Raw genomic sequence first — 16,782 nt, 5'->3', positions numbered from 1 at the left:
CCGATGAGGCTTTCATTCGATCAATATCGCATGGACGACAAAGACCAATTCGCCGCGGAAGATATTCCCTCGCGCCTGCTGACCCGCATCGGCAGACCGTTGCGGGGCTGCGTCGTCAGCTTCTGCACCGGCCAGGGGTTCGTCTCCGGCGTGACGTCGAAGCGGTAACGGCGCATCAACACCGCCAGCGCGATCACCGCCTCCTGCATGGCAAAGGTCGCGCCGATGCAGATGCGCGGGCCGGCGCCGAAGGGAAGATACTGGAAGCGGTTGATGCTGCCGCGGTTTTCCGGCAGGAAGCGCTCCGGCACAAAGGCCCGCGGCTTGTCCCAATAGAGCTCGTGACGATGGAGCGTCCAGGGCATGATCAGCACGGTCACGCCGGCGTCGATCCTGACCCGTTTTCCGTCGGGGCTTTCCCATTCGTCGTTGGCAATTGCCGCCCGGTTCAGGGACGGCGCCGGCGGATAGAGCCGCAGGGCTTCCTCAAAGGCGGCGCGAACCATCGGCATCTGGTCCAGCCAGTCGACCGGATCGGCGCCCGAAGCCATGACCTGGTCGATCTCCGCTTCCATCCGTTCGCGGACATGCGGCGAGTTGGCGACGCAATAGAGCGTCCAGGCGAGCGCGCGGGCCGTGGTTTCATGTCCGGCGCCGATGAAGGTGAGGATGTTGTCCTCGATCTCCTCCATGGTCAGCCCGTCCGGTCCGGCGAGCTGCAGGAGGAGCGTCAGGAAATCCTGCGGCGCCGACTCGGGATCCCTGCGGATCTTCTCCTGGCGGCGTGCCATGGTCTTTGCGACGATCTCCCGGAATTTTCCGAGCACCCGCTGCCCGCCGATCCGCGTCACGCGCGGCACCCATGCCGGCGCCCGCAAGAGATCCATCGGATCGACCCGGCCCATGCGATGCAGGAGATTATCGACATCCTCGGAGAAGTCGTTGCTTTCGGTGACGATCTCGCCGGAAAACAGCGTCTCGGAGAGGATCGCAAAGGTGAGTTCGGTCATGTCGACGGAAATGTCGAAGACCTTGCCCTCGCCGAGGTCTTCGTATTTCTCCGCATATTCCTCGGACTTGCGCAGCATCTGGGTCGCAAAGCCCTTCGAGTGCCGGGGGGTGAAGACGGGCGCCATGGCCTTGCGCGACCGCTTCCAGACCGGCCCCTCCGCCGTCAGCAGGCCATCGCGCAAGATCGGCCGCAGGATCAACTGCCGGATCTCGGACATCTCGTAGTTTGCGGCATTGTCGACCAGCACGTGGCGGATCAGCCCGGGGTCGTTGACGATCAGGGTCCGCTCGCTGAAGAACTTCGTCTCGATCCAGGGGAGCGTATAGGAGGGCACCCCCCACAGCTCGAGCGGGTTGTTGAGAACGGTCCGGATGATTTCCAGCCGCGAGGGCGGCACGGTGCGCGGGATGGGAGCGGGCGGGACGAACGGCTCGGGGCGCATGTCCATCGACGGCCCTCCTGATGCTGGTTTCCTGAACCGGAGATATCAGGACTCAGAGCAGCGATTTCAACTCGGGGAGCTTATCATTGACCAGCCAGCCGTAGTAGTTCTCTTCGGGCAGGCCGCCCCGTGAGCGGAGCGCGACGGCGCGTTCCGCGGAGCCGCCGGTGTTGTAGAGGGTGGCCGTGACGCCAGGGTTGGTGGAAATGTCCACTCCGGCAATGCGGGCATAGTCGTCGATCGACCTGCGGATGGCCGCCGCCATGTAGGCAAGCGACCGGTCGGGATCCATGATGGCTTCGTAGACGCCGGCCGCATCGTTCTCGTCGAGCCTCTCGTAGCCGGAGGTCTTGGCGACCATGTCCGAGAGCATCAGCGCCGTCAGCGGATTGACCTGACCCAGTCCGAAGGTCTGGCCGGCGTAGAAGGGCTGGAAGAAGACGGCACTGAACCGGTTGTCGGGGTAGGAGATCCCATCCACGGACCGTCCCCGGAAGCTTTTCTCCCAGACGCCTTCGCGGCATGTCCAGAGGGAGTAGGAATCAGCCTCTGGGTCGCAGCGGGAGAACTCGGGGCGGGCGACGAAGGCGCTGATCGTCTGGTCCCCATGGCCGAACCGGAACCGGTCCCCGGCATAGGCCGCGGCCTTGATGTAGTAGGACTGCAGCCGATCGTAGGCATCCACATTGTAGGTGTGCTCGCCGACAATCGCGCCGATCATGTGAATGGGGTCGATCCGGTAGTCCGCAGCGGTCGCCTTGATCTTGCCGATCAACGCCTTGTCCGTCGCCAGAAGATCGCGGATCTTGTCGTATTTGTCGTCGAAGGTCGTGCGTCCGGCACGGGTTCGCCGCACCGACGCCCCCGGCACCCGTGGCTGCTCCACATGGCGGTTGCCTTCCGGAACGGCGCGCAGACCTGCGGCGTCTGCTGCAGCTACGCTGCTCATCGCCAGAAGAAATGCCAGAAGAAGTCGCTTCAAGATGTCGGACCTGCAAACCGTGCGAGGATGAAGAGGGGCGCGCTCAAGAACACCGGCTGCGACCTGACATCCGCCACGAGCGAATTGATGCCTCCCTTAGGGGAAAGGGAGGCATCCTGTCGAGGCACCTTGCATCAAATTGCCGTCAACATCAGCAAGTCCTTGCAAAGCGTTGCTTTGCCGCCACGCGTCAGAGAATGTAGCGCGACAGGTCGGTGTCGGCCGCCAGGTCACCGACGTGCTCGCGCACATAGTCCGCGTCGATCGTCGCGGCCGTGCCGCCGCGATCGGGCGCGTTGAAGGATATCTCGTCCAGCACACGCTCCATCACGGTCTGCAGGCGGCGGGCCCCGATGTTTTCCACGGAGGAATTGAGGTGCACGGCGACATCCGCAAGCGCGTCGATCGCATCCTCCGTGAAGTCGAGAGCAAGCTGCTCCGTCTCCATCAGCGCCTTGTACTGACGGATCAGGCTCGCCTCTGTTTCGGTGAGGATCCGACGGAAGTCCTCCTTGGTCAGCGGAAGCAGTTCGACGCGGATCGGCAGACGGCCCTGCAGTTCCGGCAGGAGATCCGAAGGCTTGGAGACATGGAAGGCGCCGGAGGCGATGAAGAGGATGTGGTCCGTCTTCACCGGGCCGTACTTCGTCGCCACCGTCGTTCCTTCGACCAGCGGCAGGAGATCGCGCTGGACGCCCTCGCGCGATACGCCGGCACCGAGGCCGCCGTCGCGGGCGGCGATCTTGTCGATCTCGTCGAGGAAGACGATGCCATCGTTCTCAACGGACCGAACGGCCTCGCGCTGGATGACCTCGTTGTCGATCAACTTGTCCGATTCGTCCCGGATCAGGTCGCCGTAGGACTTTGCGACGGTGGTGCGGACCTTCTTGGTGCGGCCGCCCATGGCCTTGCCGAACATTTCCGAGAGATTCAGGACGCCGATGTTGCCACCCGGCATGCCGGGAATATCGAAGCCGGGCATGCCCGAGCTGCTGTCGGCAACCTCGACCTCGATTTCCTTGTCGTCCATTTCCCCGTTGCGGAGCTTCTTGCGGAAGGATTCGCGCGTTGCAGGGGAGGCCGTCGCGCCGACGAGCGCATCCAGAACCCGCTCCTCGGCACTCATATGCGCCTTGGCCTGGACCTCTGCACGCTTCTTGTCGCGAACCAGGCCGATCCCGACTTCGACAAGGTCGCGGATGATCTGCTCGACATCCCGGCCGACATAGCCGACCTCGGTGAATTTCGTGGCTTCGACCTTGATGAACGGCGCGCCGGCGAGCTTCGCCAGCCGGCGGGAGATCTCGGTCTTGCCGACGCCCGTCGGCCCGATCATCAGAATGTTCTTCGGCATCACCTCGTCGCGCAGGCTCTCGTCGAGCTGCTGGCGGCGCCAGCGGTTGCGCAAGGCAATTGCCACGGCGCGCTTGGCGTCATGCTGACCGATGATGTGCCGGTCGAGCTCGGAGACGATCTCTCTGGGTGAAAATGTCGTCATGTCTTCCTCTTCGGCGTCCCTGCCCGGCCGGCTCCTGAAGCCCGGCCGGTCGAACCCGTTCCTGTTGTTGCTATTCGGCGTCGAGCGTCTCGACCACGAGATTGTGGTTGGTGTAGACGCAGATCTCGGCGGCAATATCGAGCGACGTGCGGGCGATCTCCTCGGCGGACTTGTCGCTGTCCATCAGCGCGCGGGCGGCGGCATAGGCGTAGTTTCCACCCGATCCGATCGCGATCGTGCCATGCTCCGGCTCCAGCACATCGCCGTTCCCGGTGATGGCGAGCGTGATGGTCTTGTCGGCGACCAGCATCATCGCCTCGAGGTTCCTGAGGTATTTGTCGGTGCGCCAGTCCTTGGCGAGCTCGACGGCGGCGCGCATCAGCTGGCCAGGGTACTGCTCGAGCTTCTTCTCCAGCCGGTCGAGCAGCGTGAAGGCGTCCGCCGTAGCTCCGGCAAAGCCTGCGATCACCTCGCCCTTGCCGATCCGCCGTACCTTTCGTGCATTTCCCTTCATGACGGTCTGGCCGAGACTGACCTGACCATCGCCGGCCATGATCACCTTGCCGCCCTTCCGGACTGTAATAATGGTTGTCATTCTTCACCTGTTGGCCCCTGTGCGGGGCGTTGTCCTTGAGGCGTATCTGCCTCGGTTGATCCCTATGTAAGTGGGGCAAGGCTGATTGCAAATCGGTGCAGATCGCCTGCTTTCCGGGCGGCGCTTTTGCTGGATATTTGGCTGGCTGCCTGTTATGGAGCGCAGATCGATCGCATGGAGCAGACAATGGCCGAAACAGCCGCCGCACGCAGAGGCTCGGTCTCGCGCAAGACCAACGAGACGTCGGTTTCGGTTTCGGTCAACCTCGACGGGACCGGTACCGCCCGGATCTCGACCGGCGTCGGCTTCTTCGACCACATGCTGGACCAGCTTTCCCGCCACTCGCTGATCGACATGGAGATCGACGTCCAGGGCGACCTGCACATCGACGACCACCACACGGTCGAGGACACCGGCATCGCCATCGGCCAGGCGATCTCCAAGGCGCTCGGCGACCGCCGCGGCATCACCCGCTATGCCTCGCTGGATCTTGCCATGGACGAGACGATGACGAAGGCTGCCGTCGACCTCTCTGGACGCCCCTTCCTCGTCTGGAACGTCGATTTCAGCGCGCCCAAGATCGGCAGTTTCGACACCGAACTGGTGCGGGAGTTCTTCCAGGCCCTCGCCCAGAACGCCGGCATCACGCTGCACGTCTTCAACTACTACGGCGCCAACAATCACCATATTGCCGAAACCTGCTTCAAGGCGGTTGCCCGCTGCCTGCGCACGGCCACCGAAATCGACCCGCGCCAGGCCGGCCGCGTTCCTTCCACGAAGGGCACGCTGGTCTGACGGCCAAGGAGATGTCTTGAAAAGCTATCTCGTTCTGACACCTCCGGGCGGCACCGACCCGGATCACAAGCGGACGATCTTTCTCGCCGACCGGTTCTCCTGGCTGGCGCTGGTCTTTCCGTGGATCTGGCTGCTCACCAAGCGTCTGTGGCTCGCGGCGGCAATCGTGTTTCTCTTGCAGCTTCTGGCCGGCCGGTTGATCCAGGTCGCGGGATTCGAAGTCGGCGGCTTTCTCTTCGCGCTGGCGATCAATCTTGCGGTTGCGCTGGAGGGTCGCCACTTCTATAGCGAAACGCTGATCCGCCGGGGCTGGACGCTCGATGCCGTGCTGACGGCCGACACTCTGGACACGGCGGAAGAGCTTTATTTCTCGGGGCAGCAGTCCCCGGAGATCCCCGAGCGGCCGGCGGCCCCCGATTGGGCCAGACGAGGCGAGGCGCGACCTGGAACCGGATGGGATCAGGGCGGCATCGGGATCTTCGATCATCACGGAGGACGCTGATGCGCGTCGCGATCATCGACTATGGTTCGGGCAATCTCCGTTCCGCCACCAAGGCATTCGAGCGCGCCGCGCGCGAAGCGGGGATCGATGCCGACATCGACCTGACGGACAAGGCCGATGCGGTGGCGAGTGCCGACCGGATCGTGCTGCCGGGCGTCGGCGCCTACGCCGACTGCCGCGCCGGACTGGACGCGGTCCCGGGCATGTATGAGGCGCTTGTCGAGGCCGTCGAAGCGAAAGCCCGTCCCTTCCTGGGGATCTGCGTCGGCATGCAGCTGATGTCGTCGCGCGGGCTGGAGAAGACGGTCACCGAGGGGCTCGGCTGGATCCAGGGCGACGTGAAGGAAATGGAGCCCGCCGATCCGACGCTCAAGATCCCGCAGATCGGCTGGAATACCCTCGACCTGAAGCACCCTCACCCGCTATTTGACGGCATCCCCACGGGCGAAGACGGCCTGCACGCCTATTTCGTGCACTCCTATCACCTGGCGGCGAGCAATCCGGCAGAGGTCATTGCCACCACCGACTACGGCGGTCCGATGACGGCCTTCGTCGGGCGCGACAACATGGCCGGCTCGCAGTTCCATCCGGAAAAGAGCCAGACGCTTGGTCTCGCCCTGATCGCCAATTTCCTGCGCTGGAAGCCGTAAACCATGATCCTCTTCCCCGCCATCGACCTAAAGGACGGCCAGTGCGTGCGCCTCAAGCTCGGCGACATGGAGCAGGCCACCGTCTACAACGCCGATCCAGCCGCCCAGGCAAAGACCTTCGAGGACCAGGGCTTCGAATGGCTGCATGTGGTCGATCTGAACGGTGCCTTCGCCGGTGAGAGCGTCAATGGCGCCGCCGTCGACGCCATCCTGAAGGCGACGACGAACCCGGTGCAGCTCGGTGGCGGCATCCGCACGCTCGAGCACATCGAGAACTGGCTGGCGCGCGGGCTTGCTCGCGTCATCCTCGGCACCGTCGCCGTGCGCGATCCGGCGCTGGTGATCGAGGCCTGCAAGCAGTTTCCCGGCAAGATCGCCGTCGGCATCGACGCCAAGGGCGGCAAGGTTGCCGTCGAGGGCTGGGCGGAAGCCTCGGAACTCGGCGTCATCGAGCTTGCAAAAAAATTCGAGGGCGCCGGCGTCTCGGCGATCATCTATACAGACATCGACCGCGACGGGATCCTCGCGGGCATCAACTGGGACGCGACGCTGGCGCTTGCGGATGCCGTCTCAATCCCCGTCATCGCGTCGGGCGGCCTGGCCTCCATGCATGACGTACGACGGATGCTGGAGCCCGATGCGGTGCGGCTGGAAGGCGCCATCTCCGGACGCGCGCTCTACGACGGCCGCATCGATCCGGCCGAAGCGCTGGCCCTGATTGCATCGCGGAAGGGAGCGGCCGCATGAGCCTGAAGGCCCGCGTCATCCCCTGCCTCGACGTGAAGGACGGCCGTGTCGTCAAGGGCGTCAACTTCGTCGACCTCATCGATGCCGGCGACCCGGTCGAGGCCGCCAAGGCCTATGATGCGGCCGGTGCCGACGAACTCTGCTTCCTCGACATTACCGCCTCCTCCGACAATCGCGACACGATCTTCGACGTCGTCGCCCGCACCGCCGATCACTGCTTCATGCCGCTCACCGTTGGTGGCGGTGTGCGCGCCGTGGCCGACATCCGCAAGCTGCTGCTCGCGGGCGCCGACAAGGTGTCGATCAATTCGGCTGCGGTGAAGAACCCGGATTTCGTCGCCGAGGCCGCCGACAAGTTCGGCAACCAGTGCATCGTCGTCTCGATCGACGCGAAGAAGGTGTCGGGCGCCGGCGAAACGGACCGCTGGGAGATCTTCACCCATGGCGGGCGCCAGCCAACCGGCATCGACGCCGTGGAATTTGCGGCGACGGTGGTGGACAAGGGCGCCGGCGAGCTGCTGGTGACCTCCATGGACCGTGACGGAACCAAGAGCGGCTACGACCTTGCCCTGACGCGTACGATTGCCGATGCCGTGCGCGTGCCGGTGGTCGCCTCCGGAGGCGTCGGCACGCTGGACGACCTCGTGGCCGGGATCCGGGACGGTCATGCCACGGCCGTTCTGGCCGCCTCGATTTTCCACTTCGGCACCTATACCGTGGAGGAGGCCAAGCGTTATATGGCCGACCACGGTATCGCGATGCGGCTGCACTGACGCCGACGGAGGCATGACATGAGCGATTTTTCCCTGGCCGATCTGGAGCAGATCGTCGCGACCCGGGCGCAAGCGTCTCCTGACCAGTCCTGGACCGCAAAGCTTGTCGCTGCCGGTCAGACCAAGGCTGCCAAGAAGCTGGGCGAAGAAGCGGTGGAAACTGTGATCGCGGCCGTTTCGCAGGAACCTGCCGCCCTCGTCAGCGAAAGCGCCGACCTCCTCTATCACCTGATGGTCGTATTGAAGATCGCCGGCATTCCGCTGCAGGATGTGATGGACGAACTCCAGCGGCGGACCGTGCAATCCGGTCTGCAGGAAAAGGCAAGCCGGCAGTCATGACCTTGGCGACGCAACCCCTTGAAGGCCAGGACCAGCTGTCCAGCGCCAACTATTCGCCCTATCACCAGTTCACCTCGGAGCAGTGGGCCCGGTTCCGCGCAGATACCCCGTTGACGCTGACGGCGGACGAGGTGGCGCGGGTACGCTCCCTCGACGATCCGATCGACCTGACAGAGGTGCGGCGGATCTATCTCTCCCTGTCGCGGCTGCTCTCTGCCCATGTGGAGGCTTCTCAGCTGCTGTTCCAGCAGCGCAACCGCTTCCTGAGCATGTCGGACGTGGCGAAGACGCCCTTCGTCATCGGCATTGCCGGTTCGGTGGCCGTCGGCAAGTCGACCACCGCCCGTATCCTGCAGGAGCTTCTGGCGCGCTGGCCGTCGAGCCCGAAGGTCGATCTCATCACCACCGACGGCTTCCTCCACCCCAATTCCATCTTGCGACGGGAAGGCCTGATGGAACGCAAGGGCTTTCCGGAAAGCTACGACATCGGCGCGCTGCTGCGTTTCCTGTCGGCGATCAAGGCCGGCGAGCCGAATGTGCGGGCGCCGCGCTATTCGCACCTCACCTATGATGTCCTGCCGGACGAGTACACCGTCGTCGACCGGCCCGACATCCTGATCTTCGAGGGGATCAACGTGCTGCAGTCACGTGATCTTCCGGCAGACGGCAAGATCGTGCCGATCGTTTCGGACTTCTTCGATTTCTCGATCTACATCGACGCGGACGAGGCGCTGATCCACAGCTGGTATGTGGAACGCTTCATGAAGCTGCGCCAGACGGCCTTCCGGGACCCCAACTCCTTCTTCAACCGCTACGCCACCATCGGCGAGGAGGCGGCGCGTGCGATCGCCGAAGGTTTGTGGGAGAACATCAATCTGAAGAACCTGCGGCAGAACATCCTGCCGACCCGCCCGCGCGCCGACCTGATCCTGCGGAAGGGCTCCAATCATCTGGTGGAGACGGTCGCTCTGAGGAAGCTTTGAGCTTGGCCATGGGATGGTTCTCGGCGCCGGCGTTTCGCCGCGATACCGCCCAGACGGAGGCCGTGGCCATGAGTGCAGGGACAACGACACCCAGCGACGGGTAATTCATCGCCACCACGTGGTTCATCAGAGGGTACAACCAGCCGACTGCCAGCAGAAGCATCGGTACCAGCTGCCTCCTGCCCATGACCAGGACCGCAATGGCAAGCGGAATGGCATCGTAGGTGTAGCCGTAAGGCGTGGCGCACAAGGCGAGGAGCCCGGTGATGGAAACTCTTACGTCGTGCTCCACCGGCATCGCTCCCCGCCACAGCCAGATCACGGCCGCGACCGCAACGGCGGTGAAAAGACCCTGGACCAGATAAGCTGTCCCAAGCCCTGCACCTAGCGATCGGACAAGCGAGAAAACCGTCATCGCGTTCATCTGGTAACCCTGTGGATAGGGCGCCTCCAGGATTGCCCGCATCATCGGATTGGTCTCGGAGAAGAACAGTGGCCAGGTCTCCCAGCCGAACACGGCGCCGCTCAGGACAACCATCGCAAGACCGGTAACGGTGGCTGAAGCCACGGCGCGATAGTTGCCGGCAGCCATCAGGCAAAAGGGAACGAGGATTCCCAGATGCGGCTTTACCGTGAGCAGGCCCAGAAGCAGGCCGCCGAGAAGAGGCCTCGTCGGAGCCAGCAGCAGGCCGCCGAGCAAAAGTGAACTCGTCAGTGCACCGTTCTGACCGAAGAGCACATTGAAGATTACAGGTGGAGCAGCCAGCAGCAGCAACCGATGCCAGCCCTTCAAGCCAAACCAGCCGGCGACGACCAGAAGCAGTGCCAGGGTCGCTCCCGTCCACGCCAGATAGGCCGGAAACACCGGAAGCGCCGCGAGCGGAGCCCCGAGGAGAAGCATTGACGGAGGGTAGCTCCATTCCTGATCGAGCAACAACGGAGAAAGAAGCCTCCGCAAAGCTGGCCGATAGGCCTCTACATCGAAAAGATGGCCCACATTGCCCTGCAATGCCAGGCGTCCGCCGCCCCAGAGGTTGGTAAAGTCCCAGTACGGCAGCCTGCCTGTCATGACGGAAAGGCCGTTGCCGTCAAGCGTCCATGCCAGACGCAGATAGTTGAGACCAATCAGCGTGCCCGTCAACCACACCACCAGCCCACTCAGGACGATAAATTTCTGCGACGCTACCGGCATGACCTCTCCCTGTTCGGACAGATTATGTCACGCGCCTTAAGGTGAGGTTGATCCGGCCGCCGTGCTTCAGCAGCGTTGACGTGCTCGGATAGATCCGGTCGACGCCGTGGAAGCAGAGCCGGCCCTCGCCGCCGAGGACGACGACGTCGCCGCTCTGCAGCCGAAACGAGCGGGTGGGATCCTTCCTCTGCGTACCGCCGACGCGGAACAGGCAGGTATTGCCGAGCGAGATGGAGAGGACCGGGGCCGCGAGGTCCGTTTCATCCCTGTCCTGATGCAGGCCCATCCGGGCATCGTCGGAATAGAAGTTGACGAGGCAGGCCTGCGGCGGCTGCGGATAATCCGCCACCTCTTCCCAGAGTGTCAGAAGCTCCTGCGGAATCGGGGGCCAGGGCTTTTCCGTCACCGGGTGGGTGTCCTGATACCGGTAGCCACGTGTCTTGTCCGTCACCCAGCCCAGCGATCCGCAGTTGGTCATGCGCACGGACATCGGCTTACCGGTTCCCGGCATCTCCGGGACGTAGAGCGGGGCCTGCGCAACGACGGCGCGGACAAGGTCCACCAGATGCTCCTGTGCCGCCCGGTCGAGCCGGCCGGGCAGGTATCTGACGCCATTCGGGAGGCCGGCCACGTCACTATTCTCCTGTCGGCTTGCCGCGCATCTTCTTGACCACCGCGCGGCCGGACTTCGCCTTCAGGCGGCGTTCGACCGAACCCTTCGTCGGCCTGGTCGCCCGGCGCGGCGGCGGCGGCGGCTCCGCGGCCTTGAGGATCAGTTCCTTCAGCCGCTCGCGGGCATCCTCGCGGTTGCGATCCTGGCTTCGAAAGCGGTTCGCCTCGATCATCAGCACGCCGTCCTTCGACATCCGCCGTCCGGCAACCCGGGGGATGTTCTCCTTCAGGCGCTCGGGCAAGGACGGGGAGTTGAGGACATCGAAGAAAAGCTGGACGGCGGTCGAGACCTTGTTGACGTTCTGCCCGCCGGGGCCGCCAGCCAATACGAACTGTTCCGTCAGTTCCCAGCCTGCAATGGTGATGCGGCTGTTGATGTAAAGGGGATTGCTGGCCATGGTTCGTCTCCGCCGTCTCTATCCCATAAACGCCGGAGGAAGGAAACCACCGGCCTGATCAGGCCGGCGGCATTGGTTTGATCGACGGTCCGTTATTCCGCCACGCTCAGCAGCACCGGTGCTGCTTCGCGCACCCTGCTGTCGACGTGGTTCTCGAACTTCTCGAAGTTGGCGATGAACATCGAGACCAGTTTCTTCGCCTGCGCGTCGTAGGCATGACCGTCCGACCATGTGGAGCGCGGGTCGAGAATGGACGAATCGACGCCGTCGACCGCGACCGGAACCGCAAACCCGAAATTCGGGTCGGTGCGGAACTGCGCGCCCTTGAGGTCTCCCGTCAGCGCCGCCGTCAGCAGCGCCCGCGTGGCCTTGATCGGCATCCGGCGCCCGACTCCATAAGCGCCGCCGGTCCAGCCGGTGTTGACGAGCCAGCAATCGACGCCGTGACGGTCGATCAGGTCGCGCAGCAGATTGCCGTATTCCGCCGGGTGACGCGGCATGAAGGGCGCGCCGAAGCAGGTGGAGAAGGTCGCCTCCGGTTCGGTGACACCCTTTTCCGTGCCCGCCACCTTGGCCGTGTAGCCGGACAGGAAGTGGTACATGGCCTGTTCCGGCGTCAGCCTGGCGATCGGCGGCATGACCCCGAAGGCATCCGCCGTCAGCATGATGATCGTCTTCGGATGCGGGGCAAGCCCGGTGTCCGAAGCATTGGGAATGAAGTGCAGCGGATAGGCGCTGCGGGTGTTTTCCGTCAGCGAGCCGTCCTCGAAATCCGGAACCCGGTTCTCGTCGAGGACGACGTTTTCCAGCACCGTTCCGAATCGGCGGGTGGCAGCGTAGATTTCCGGCTCCGCTTCGGCCGAGAGACGAATGGCCTTCGCGTAGCAGCCGCCTTCGAAATTGAAGATCCCGCTTTCGCCCCAGCCATGCTCGTCATCGCCGATCAGGGTACGGCTCGGATCCGCAGACAACGTCGTCTTGCCCGTGCCCGAAAGACCGAAGAAGACGGCGGCATCGCCGGCGGGACCGACATTGGCCGAGCAATGCATCGGCATGACGTGCTTTGCGGGCAGCAGGTAGTTCAGCACGGTGAAGACCGACTTCTTGTTCTCGCCGGCATAGGAGGTCCCGCCGATCAGCACGATGCCGCGCGTCAGGTCGCAGGCGATCACGGTCTCGGTGCGGCAGCCATGCCGGGCCGGATCCGCCTTGAAGCTCGGCAGGTTGATGATCGTCAGCTTCTGCGAGAAGGTCTCGAGCGTCGCCCGGCTCGGCCGGATCAAAAGGTTGCGGATGAACAGCGCATGCCAGGCAAGTTCCGTCACGACGCGCGTCGGGAGCGCATTTTCCGGATCGGCACCACCGATCAGATCCTGGATGTACAGCGTCTTGCCGGCCGCATGCGCCAGCATGTCCTTGTGGAGGACGTCGAAGCGCTCCGGAGACATCGGCTTGTTGTTGTCCCACCAGATGACGTCTTCCGTGGTCTCGTCGCGCACCACGAACTTGTCCTTGGGAGAACGGCCGGTGTGCTGGCCGGTGACGGCGCGCAGGGCACCATCCGCCGTCACCTCGGCTTCCCGGTTGCGAATGGCTTCTTCGTAGAGTTCCGTCTCCGAGAAGTTGTAGTTGGCGCGGGAGACATCGGCAAAACCGATGGTCGAAATCCCGTTGGACGGATTGTAAAGTCCGAGCTCCTGCATATGCGCCTTCCTTCCCGTGGCGTTGGTCTGCTGCACCAACTAGCCCCCGCGAATGCAAAGGGCAAGAGCAGATAGCGACAATAACGCAATGATATCAATATATTAATCGATTTAAAAAAATCTATTCCTATTTAAATCGGTTTAGTGTCTTTTTTAGTTTGCAAAGTCGAACAAGTGGAGCCGGGGCGCGTTGTCGTTGTAATCGGCGGCAGAGCCTCTATCTTTGCCACAATTTGTTCCACCTTTAGACTCACAACGCGCTTCGGCATTCGCCGGACCTGGCTGGGGACATTCCAGGAGATGCGCAGAGATGGTGATGGAGACGGAGAGCATGCAGACAATCGCGCTCGTGGACGACGATCGCAACATTCTCACTTCGGTATCGATCGCGCTTGAAGCAGAAGGCTACAAGGTCGAGACATATACCGATGGTGCGTCCGCACTTGACGGCCTCTTGGGACGGCCGCCGCAACTGGCGATCTTCGACATCAAGATGCCGCGCATGGACGGAATGGAACTCCTGCGCCGGTTACGGCAGAAATCGGACATCCCTGTGATCTTCCTGACGTCGAAGGACGAGGAGATCGACGAGTTGTTCGGCCTGAAGATGGGCGCCGACGACTTCATCACCAAGCCGTTCTCGCAACGGCTGCTGGTGGAGCGCGTCAAGGCGATCCTGAGACGCGCCAGCGCCCGCGAAACCCAAGGCTCCGGCACGGGTGCCAAGGCGGCAAGCGACGCCCAGCAGGCGAGAACCCTCGATCGCGGGCAGCTGGCAATGGACCAGGAGCGGCACACATGCACCTGGAAGGGTGAACCCGTGACCCTGACGGTGACGGAATTCCTGATCCTCCACTCGCTTGCCCAGCGGCCCGGCGTGGTGAAGAGCCGTGACGCGCTGATGGATGCCGCCTACGACGAGCAGGTCTATGTGGACGACCGCACGATCGACAGCCACATCAAGCGCCTGCGCAAGAAATTCAAGATGGTTGACGTGGACTTCGATATGATCGAAACGCTCTACGGGGTTGGCTACCGCTTCCGGGAAGCGGCGTAGGCAGGTCGGCACGGCCGACAGGAGAGCGAGCGCCCGGAGGGGCGCGGCCGGTCCTGCGAAAGGACTATTGGTGGCAGATCGACTGCTTGAAGATGACATTGCCGATGGGATGGGCGAAGACGGGCAGCGCGCGTCCGGACGCGTCTGGTCTCATCCCTTCACCATGATCCGCAGGGTGTTCGGCCATGCCGTCTTCTCCAGCCTCACCCGCCGGATCCTCTTCTTCAACATTGCGGCGACCGTGGTGCTGGTGGGCGGCATCCTCTATCTCAACCAGTTTCGCGAGGGACTGATCGACGCCCGCGTCGAAAGCCTGCTGACGCAGGGCGAGATCATCGCCGGCGCCATCTCGGCATCCGCTTCGGTCGACACCAATTCGATCACCATCGATCCGGAGAAGCTGCTCGAGCTGCAGGCCGGGCAAAGCATCACGCCCGTCCCCAATGACGAGGATCTCGATTTTCCGATCGATCCGGACCGCGTCGCACCGGTGCTCCGGCGACTGATTTCCCCGACGCGCACCCGGGCCCGGCTGTTCGATGCGGACGCCAACATGCTGCTCGACTCCCGCCACCTCTATTCCCGCGGCCAGGTGCTGCGCTACGATCTGCCGCCGGTCGAACAGGAAACGACGAGCTGGGGCGACTGGTTCGTCGGCCTGTTCAACCGCATGCTGCAGCAGAGCAACCTCCCCCTCTACAAGGAAGCGCCAGGCGGCGATGGCTCCATCTACCCCGAGGTGATGAATGCACTGACGGGTGTGCGTGGTGCGGTCGTGCGCATCACCGATCGGGGCGAGCTGATCGTCTCGGTCGCGGTTCCCGTGCAGCGGTTCCGGGCCGTGCTGGGGGTCCTGCTCCTGTCCACGCAGGCGGGTGACATCGACAAGATCGTCCATGCCGAACGGCTTGCTATCATGCGGGTGTTCGGTGTCGCGACGCTCGTCAACATCCTGCTGTCGCTGCTTCTGTCATCCACCATCGCCAATCCGCTCCGCCGGCTCGCGGCCGCCGCCATCCGCGTGCGGCGCGGCGCCAAACAGCGTGAGGAAATCCCGGATTTCGCCTACCGCCAGGACGAGATCGGCAACCTGTCGATCGCCCTTCGCGAAATGACGACCGCGCTCTACGACCGGATCGATGCGATCGAGAGCTTCGCCGCCGACGTCAGCCACGAGCTCAAGAACCCGCTCACCTCGCTGCGCAGCGCGGTAGAGACCCTGCCGCTGGCCAAAACGGAAGAATCGAAGCAGAGACTGACGGAGATCATCTTCCACGATGTGCGCCGGCTCGACCGGCTGATCAGCGACATTTCCGACGCCTCGCGGCTCGATGCGGAACTCGCTCGGTCGGATGCTGCGCCGATCGACATGCAGGTCCTGCTGCGCAACATGGTCGACATTTCCCGCCAGATCCGCAGCGGCCGCAAGCCGATGGAGATCGAGCTCAGCATCGACACGAAATCGGCCGGAAAGGCCTCCTTCATCGTCAACGGCCACGATCTCCGGCTGGGACAGATCGTCACCAACCTCATCGAGAATGCCCGGTCCTTCGTGCCGGAACAGGGCGGGCACATCCTCATCCGGCTCTACCATTCCCGCGGTCGCATCAATGTCCAGGTGGATGACAACGGGCCCGGCATCCAGGCCGAAGACATCGACCGGATCTTCGAACGCTTCTACACCGACAGGCCGGAAGGCGAGAGCTTCGGCCAGAACTCCGGCCTCGGCCTTTCGATCAGCCGGCAGATCGCCGAAGCCCACGGCGGCACGCTGAGGGCCGAGAACATCATCGAGCCGAAGACGGGCGAGATCACCGGCGCCCGGTTCACGCTGTCGCTGCCGCCCGCAGGCCGCGCCGATGCCTGACCCGGTCAACATCCATGCCACGGCCGTCGTCGTCGGCGAGGCAGGCCTGCTGTTCGTCGGCCCCTCGGGCATCGGCAAGTCGGCGATGGCGCTGCAGTGTCTGGCGACCGCGAGACGCGCGGGATGGACCGCCGCGCTCGTTGCCGATGACCAGGTCTTCATCTCCCGACAGAACGGCAGGCTGGTCGCCACCCGGCCGGCGGCCATCGCCGGACTGATCGAGATCCGCGGCAGCGGCATTGCGGCGATCCCGAGCATCCCGGAGGCGCCCCTGCATCTTGCAATCCTTCTGGTCGACCCGCGTACGGCCGAACGGCTGCCGGCTGAGGATCAGACCTATCCTGTTCCCGGGCATGGTGCCCTTCCCCAGCTCCTGCTGGTCAACGACCACCGGGAGCCGCTTGCGGCCATCGCGGCACTTCATCCTCGAATCGGTATACCGACGACATTGTGAAAGGAACCACTCGTATTTTTGACTTGCACTTCAAAGCTACATGGCGAAGATGGCGTCCCACCGCTGGACGGCCTTTGTGCATTGCGATAGGGGCCGCAAGTTTCCATAGCAGGGGGAGTTC

General features: G+C 63.6%; 18 protein-coding genes. 10 read left to right on the top strand and 8 right to left on the bottom strand.

Annotated elements, in window-relative coordinates; all coding sequences use genetic code 11:
* Positions 1 to 20: 20 nt before the first annotated feature.
* From EO99_RS0105680 to hslV, 4 genes are all read right to left on the bottom strand, one after another.
* Complete coding sequence (locus tag EO99_RS0105680; RefSeq protein WP_029617679.1) at positions 21 to 1,460, bottom strand: cytochrome P450; 1,440 nt, start codon at positions 1,458 to 1,460, stop codon at positions 21 to 23.
* A gap of 46 nt (positions 1,461 to 1,506) precedes the next feature.
* On the bottom strand, positions 1,507 to 2,436 hold the full coding sequence (locus EO99_RS0105675; RefSeq protein ID WP_029617678.1) for a DUF1402 family protein: 930 nt from the start codon (positions 2,434 to 2,436) through the stop codon (positions 1,507 to 1,509).
* Between the two features lie 190 nt (positions 2,437 to 2,626).
* Entirely contained in the window at positions 2,627 to 3,934 is a 1,308-nt protein-coding gene (hslU, locus tag EO99_RS0105670; protein WP_029617677.1) for an ATP-dependent protease ATPase subunit HslU, read from the bottom strand.
* Positions 3,935 to 4,004: 70 nt separating this feature from the next.
* Positions 4,005 to 4,529 carry an ATP-dependent protease subunit HslV gene (gene hslV / locus EO99_RS0105665; RefSeq protein ID WP_029617676.1) on the bottom strand — a complete coding sequence of 175 codons (525 nt, stop codon included), beginning with the start codon at positions 4,527 to 4,529 and terminating at the stop codon, positions 4,005 to 4,007.
* 186 nt (positions 4,530 to 4,715) lie between these two features.
* Here hslV and hisB point away from each other — a divergent pair, with 186 nt between their 5' ends.
* Genes hisB through coaA form a run of 7 tightly spaced genes read left to right on the top strand, consistent with a single transcriptional unit; the run spans position 4,716 to position 9,318 of the window.
* Positions 4,716 to 5,324, top strand: coding sequence for an imidazoleglycerol-phosphate dehydratase HisB (gene hisB, locus EO99_RS0105660; RefSeq protein WP_029617675.1), 609 nt, complete (start codon positions 4,716 to 4,718; stop codon positions 5,322 to 5,324).
* A gap of 16 nt (positions 5,325 to 5,340) precedes the next feature.
* On the top strand, positions 5,341 to 5,826 hold the full coding sequence (locus tag EO99_RS0105655; protein WP_029617674.1) for a DUF2628 domain-containing protein: 486 nt from the start codon (positions 5,341 to 5,343) through the stop codon (positions 5,824 to 5,826).
* The gene (gene hisH, locus EO99_RS0105650) at positions 5,826 to 6,476 is read left to right on the top strand and encodes an imidazole glycerol phosphate synthase subunit HisH (protein ID WP_029617673.1); all 651 of its coding nucleotides are present in this window, start codon (positions 5,826 to 5,828) and stop codon (positions 6,474 to 6,476) included. The genes EO99_RS0105655 and hisH overlap by 1 nt, the downstream gene beginning before the upstream one ends.
* Positions 6,477 to 6,479: 3 nt before the next feature.
* The gene (hisA, locus tag EO99_RS0105645) at positions 6,480 to 7,223 is read left to right on the top strand and encodes a 1-(5-phosphoribosyl)-5-[(5-phosphoribosylamino)methylideneamino]imidazole-4-carboxamide isomerase (RefSeq protein ID WP_029617672.1); all 744 of its coding nucleotides are present in this window, start codon (positions 6,480 to 6,482) and stop codon (positions 7,221 to 7,223) included.
* Complete coding sequence (gene hisF, locus EO99_RS0105640; protein WP_029617671.1) at positions 7,220 to 7,996, top strand: imidazole glycerol phosphate synthase subunit HisF; 777 nt, start codon at positions 7,220 to 7,222, stop codon at positions 7,994 to 7,996. Before hisA ends, hisF begins: the two co-directional genes overlap by 4 nt.
* A gap of 18 nt (positions 7,997 to 8,014) precedes the next feature.
* Entirely contained in the window at positions 8,015 to 8,335 is a 321-nt protein-coding gene (locus EO99_RS0105635; RefSeq protein ID WP_029617670.1) for a phosphoribosyl-ATP diphosphatase, read from the top strand.
* Entirely contained in the window at positions 8,332 to 9,318 is a 987-nt protein-coding gene (gene coaA / locus EO99_RS0105630; protein WP_029617669.1) for a type I pantothenate kinase, read from the top strand. The genes EO99_RS0105635 and coaA overlap by 4 nt, the downstream gene beginning before the upstream one ends.
* On the opposite strand, the gene EO99_RS0105625 is transcribed toward coaA, so the two are convergent.
* From EO99_RS0105625 to EO99_RS0105610, 4 genes are all read right to left on the bottom strand, one after another.
* Entirely contained in the window at positions 9,206 to 10,510 is a 1,305-nt protein-coding gene (locus EO99_RS0105625; RefSeq protein ID WP_029617668.1) for a glycosyltransferase family 87 protein, read from the bottom strand. The genes coaA and EO99_RS0105625 overlap by 113 nt on opposite strands.
* A gap of 22 nt (positions 10,511 to 10,532) precedes the next feature.
* Entirely contained in the window at positions 10,533 to 11,141 is a 609-nt protein-coding gene (locus EO99_RS0105620; RefSeq protein WP_029617667.1) for an alpha-ketoglutarate-dependent dioxygenase AlkB family protein, read from the bottom strand.
* A gap of 4 nt (positions 11,142 to 11,145) precedes the next feature.
* Complete coding sequence (gene arfB, locus EO99_RS0105615) at positions 11,146 to 11,580, bottom strand: alternative ribosome rescue aminoacyl-tRNA hydrolase ArfB (RefSeq protein WP_029617666.1); 435 nt, start codon at positions 11,578 to 11,580, stop codon at positions 11,146 to 11,148.
* Positions 11,581 to 11,672: 92 nt separating this feature from the next.
* Entirely contained in the window at positions 11,673 to 13,283 is a 1,611-nt protein-coding gene (locus EO99_RS0105610; protein ID WP_029617665.1) for a phosphoenolpyruvate carboxykinase, read from the bottom strand.
* Positions 13,284 to 13,614: 331 nt separating this feature from the next.
* Between EO99_RS0105610 and EO99_RS0105605 the strand changes: the two genes are divergently transcribed.
* From EO99_RS0105605 to EO99_RS0105595, 3 genes are all read left to right on the top strand, one after another.
* Positions 13,615 to 14,340: a response regulator transcription factor gene (locus EO99_RS0105605; RefSeq protein WP_102248684.1), complete on the top strand. Its 726-nt coding sequence runs from the start codon at positions 13,615 to 13,617 to the stop codon at positions 14,338 to 14,340.
* Between the two features lie 109 nt (positions 14,341 to 14,449).
* Entirely contained in the window at positions 14,450 to 16,207 is a 1,758-nt protein-coding gene (locus tag EO99_RS0105600) for a sensor histidine kinase (RefSeq protein WP_037111109.1), read from the top strand.
* On the top strand, positions 16,200 to 16,661 hold the full coding sequence (locus EO99_RS0105595) for an HPr kinase/phosphorylase (protein WP_029617662.1): 462 nt from the start codon (positions 16,200 to 16,202) through the stop codon (positions 16,659 to 16,661). Before EO99_RS0105600 ends, EO99_RS0105595 begins: the two co-directional genes overlap by 8 nt.
* The last annotated feature ends 121 nt before the right edge of the window (positions 16,662 to 16,782 follow it).

The sequence above is a fragment of the Pseudorhizobium marinum genome (genome assembly GCF_000705355.1).
Classification (GTDB): Bacteria; Pseudomonadota; Alphaproteobacteria; order Rhizobiales; family Rhizobiaceae; genus Neorhizobium; species Neorhizobium pelagicum.
The sequence above is the reverse complement of the archived record's forward strand: the minus strand, read 5'-3'. Positions and strand labels throughout refer to the sequence as shown.

Excerpts from the sequence above, each read along its gene's own strand:
- EO99_RS0105625 (WP_029617668.1), bottom strand. The coding sequence starts at position 10,510 with ATGCCGGTAGCGTCGCAGAAATTTATCGTCCTGAGTGGGCTGGTGGTG.
- EO99_RS0105680 (WP_029617679.1), bottom strand. The coding sequence starts at position 1,460 with ATGGACATGCGCCCCGAGCCGTTCGTCCCGCCCGCTCCCATCCCGCGC.
- hisF (WP_029617671.1), top strand. The coding sequence starts at position 7,220 with ATGAGCCTGAAGGCCCGCGTCATCCCCTGCCTCGACGTGAAGGACGGC.
- EO99_RS0105600 (WP_037111109.1), top strand. The coding sequence starts at position 14,450 with ATGGGCGAAGACGGGCAGCGCGCGTCCGGACGCGTCTGGTCTCATCCC.
- hslV (WP_029617676.1), bottom strand. The coding sequence starts at position 4,529 with ATGACAACCATTATTACAGTCCGGAAGGGCGGCAAGGTGATCATGGCC.
- hisH (WP_029617673.1), top strand. The coding sequence starts at position 5,826 with ATGCGCGTCGCGATCATCGACTATGGTTCGGGCAATCTCCGTTCCGCC.
- EO99_RS0105595 (WP_029617662.1), top strand. The coding sequence starts at position 16,200 with ATGCCTGACCCGGTCAACATCCATGCCACGGCCGTCGTCGTCGGCGAG.
- coaA (WP_029617669.1), top strand. The coding sequence starts at position 8,332 with ATGACCTTGGCGACGCAACCCCTTGAAGGCCAGGACCAGCTGTCCAGC.
- EO99_RS0105605 (WP_102248684.1), top strand. The coding sequence starts at position 13,615 with ATGCAGACAATCGCGCTCGTGGACGACGATCGCAACATTCTCACTTCG.
- EO99_RS0105610 (WP_029617665.1), bottom strand. The coding sequence starts at position 13,283 with ATGCAGGAGCTCGGACTTTACAATCCGTCCAACGGGATTTCGACCATC.
- hisB (WP_029617675.1), top strand. The coding sequence starts at position 4,716 with ATGGCCGAAACAGCCGCCGCACGCAGAGGCTCGGTCTCGCGCAAGACC.
- EO99_RS0105635 (WP_029617670.1), top strand. The coding sequence starts at position 8,015 with ATGAGCGATTTTTCCCTGGCCGATCTGGAGCAGATCGTCGCGACCCGG.
- hslU (WP_029617677.1), bottom strand. The coding sequence starts at position 3,934 with ATGACGACATTTTCACCCAGAGAGATCGTCTCCGAGCTCGACCGGCAC.
- hisA (WP_029617672.1), top strand. The coding sequence starts at position 6,480 with ATGATCCTCTTCCCCGCCATCGACCTAAAGGACGGCCAGTGCGTGCGC.
- arfB (WP_029617666.1), bottom strand. The coding sequence starts at position 11,580 with ATGGCCAGCAATCCCCTTTACATCAACAGCCGCATCACCATTGCAGGC.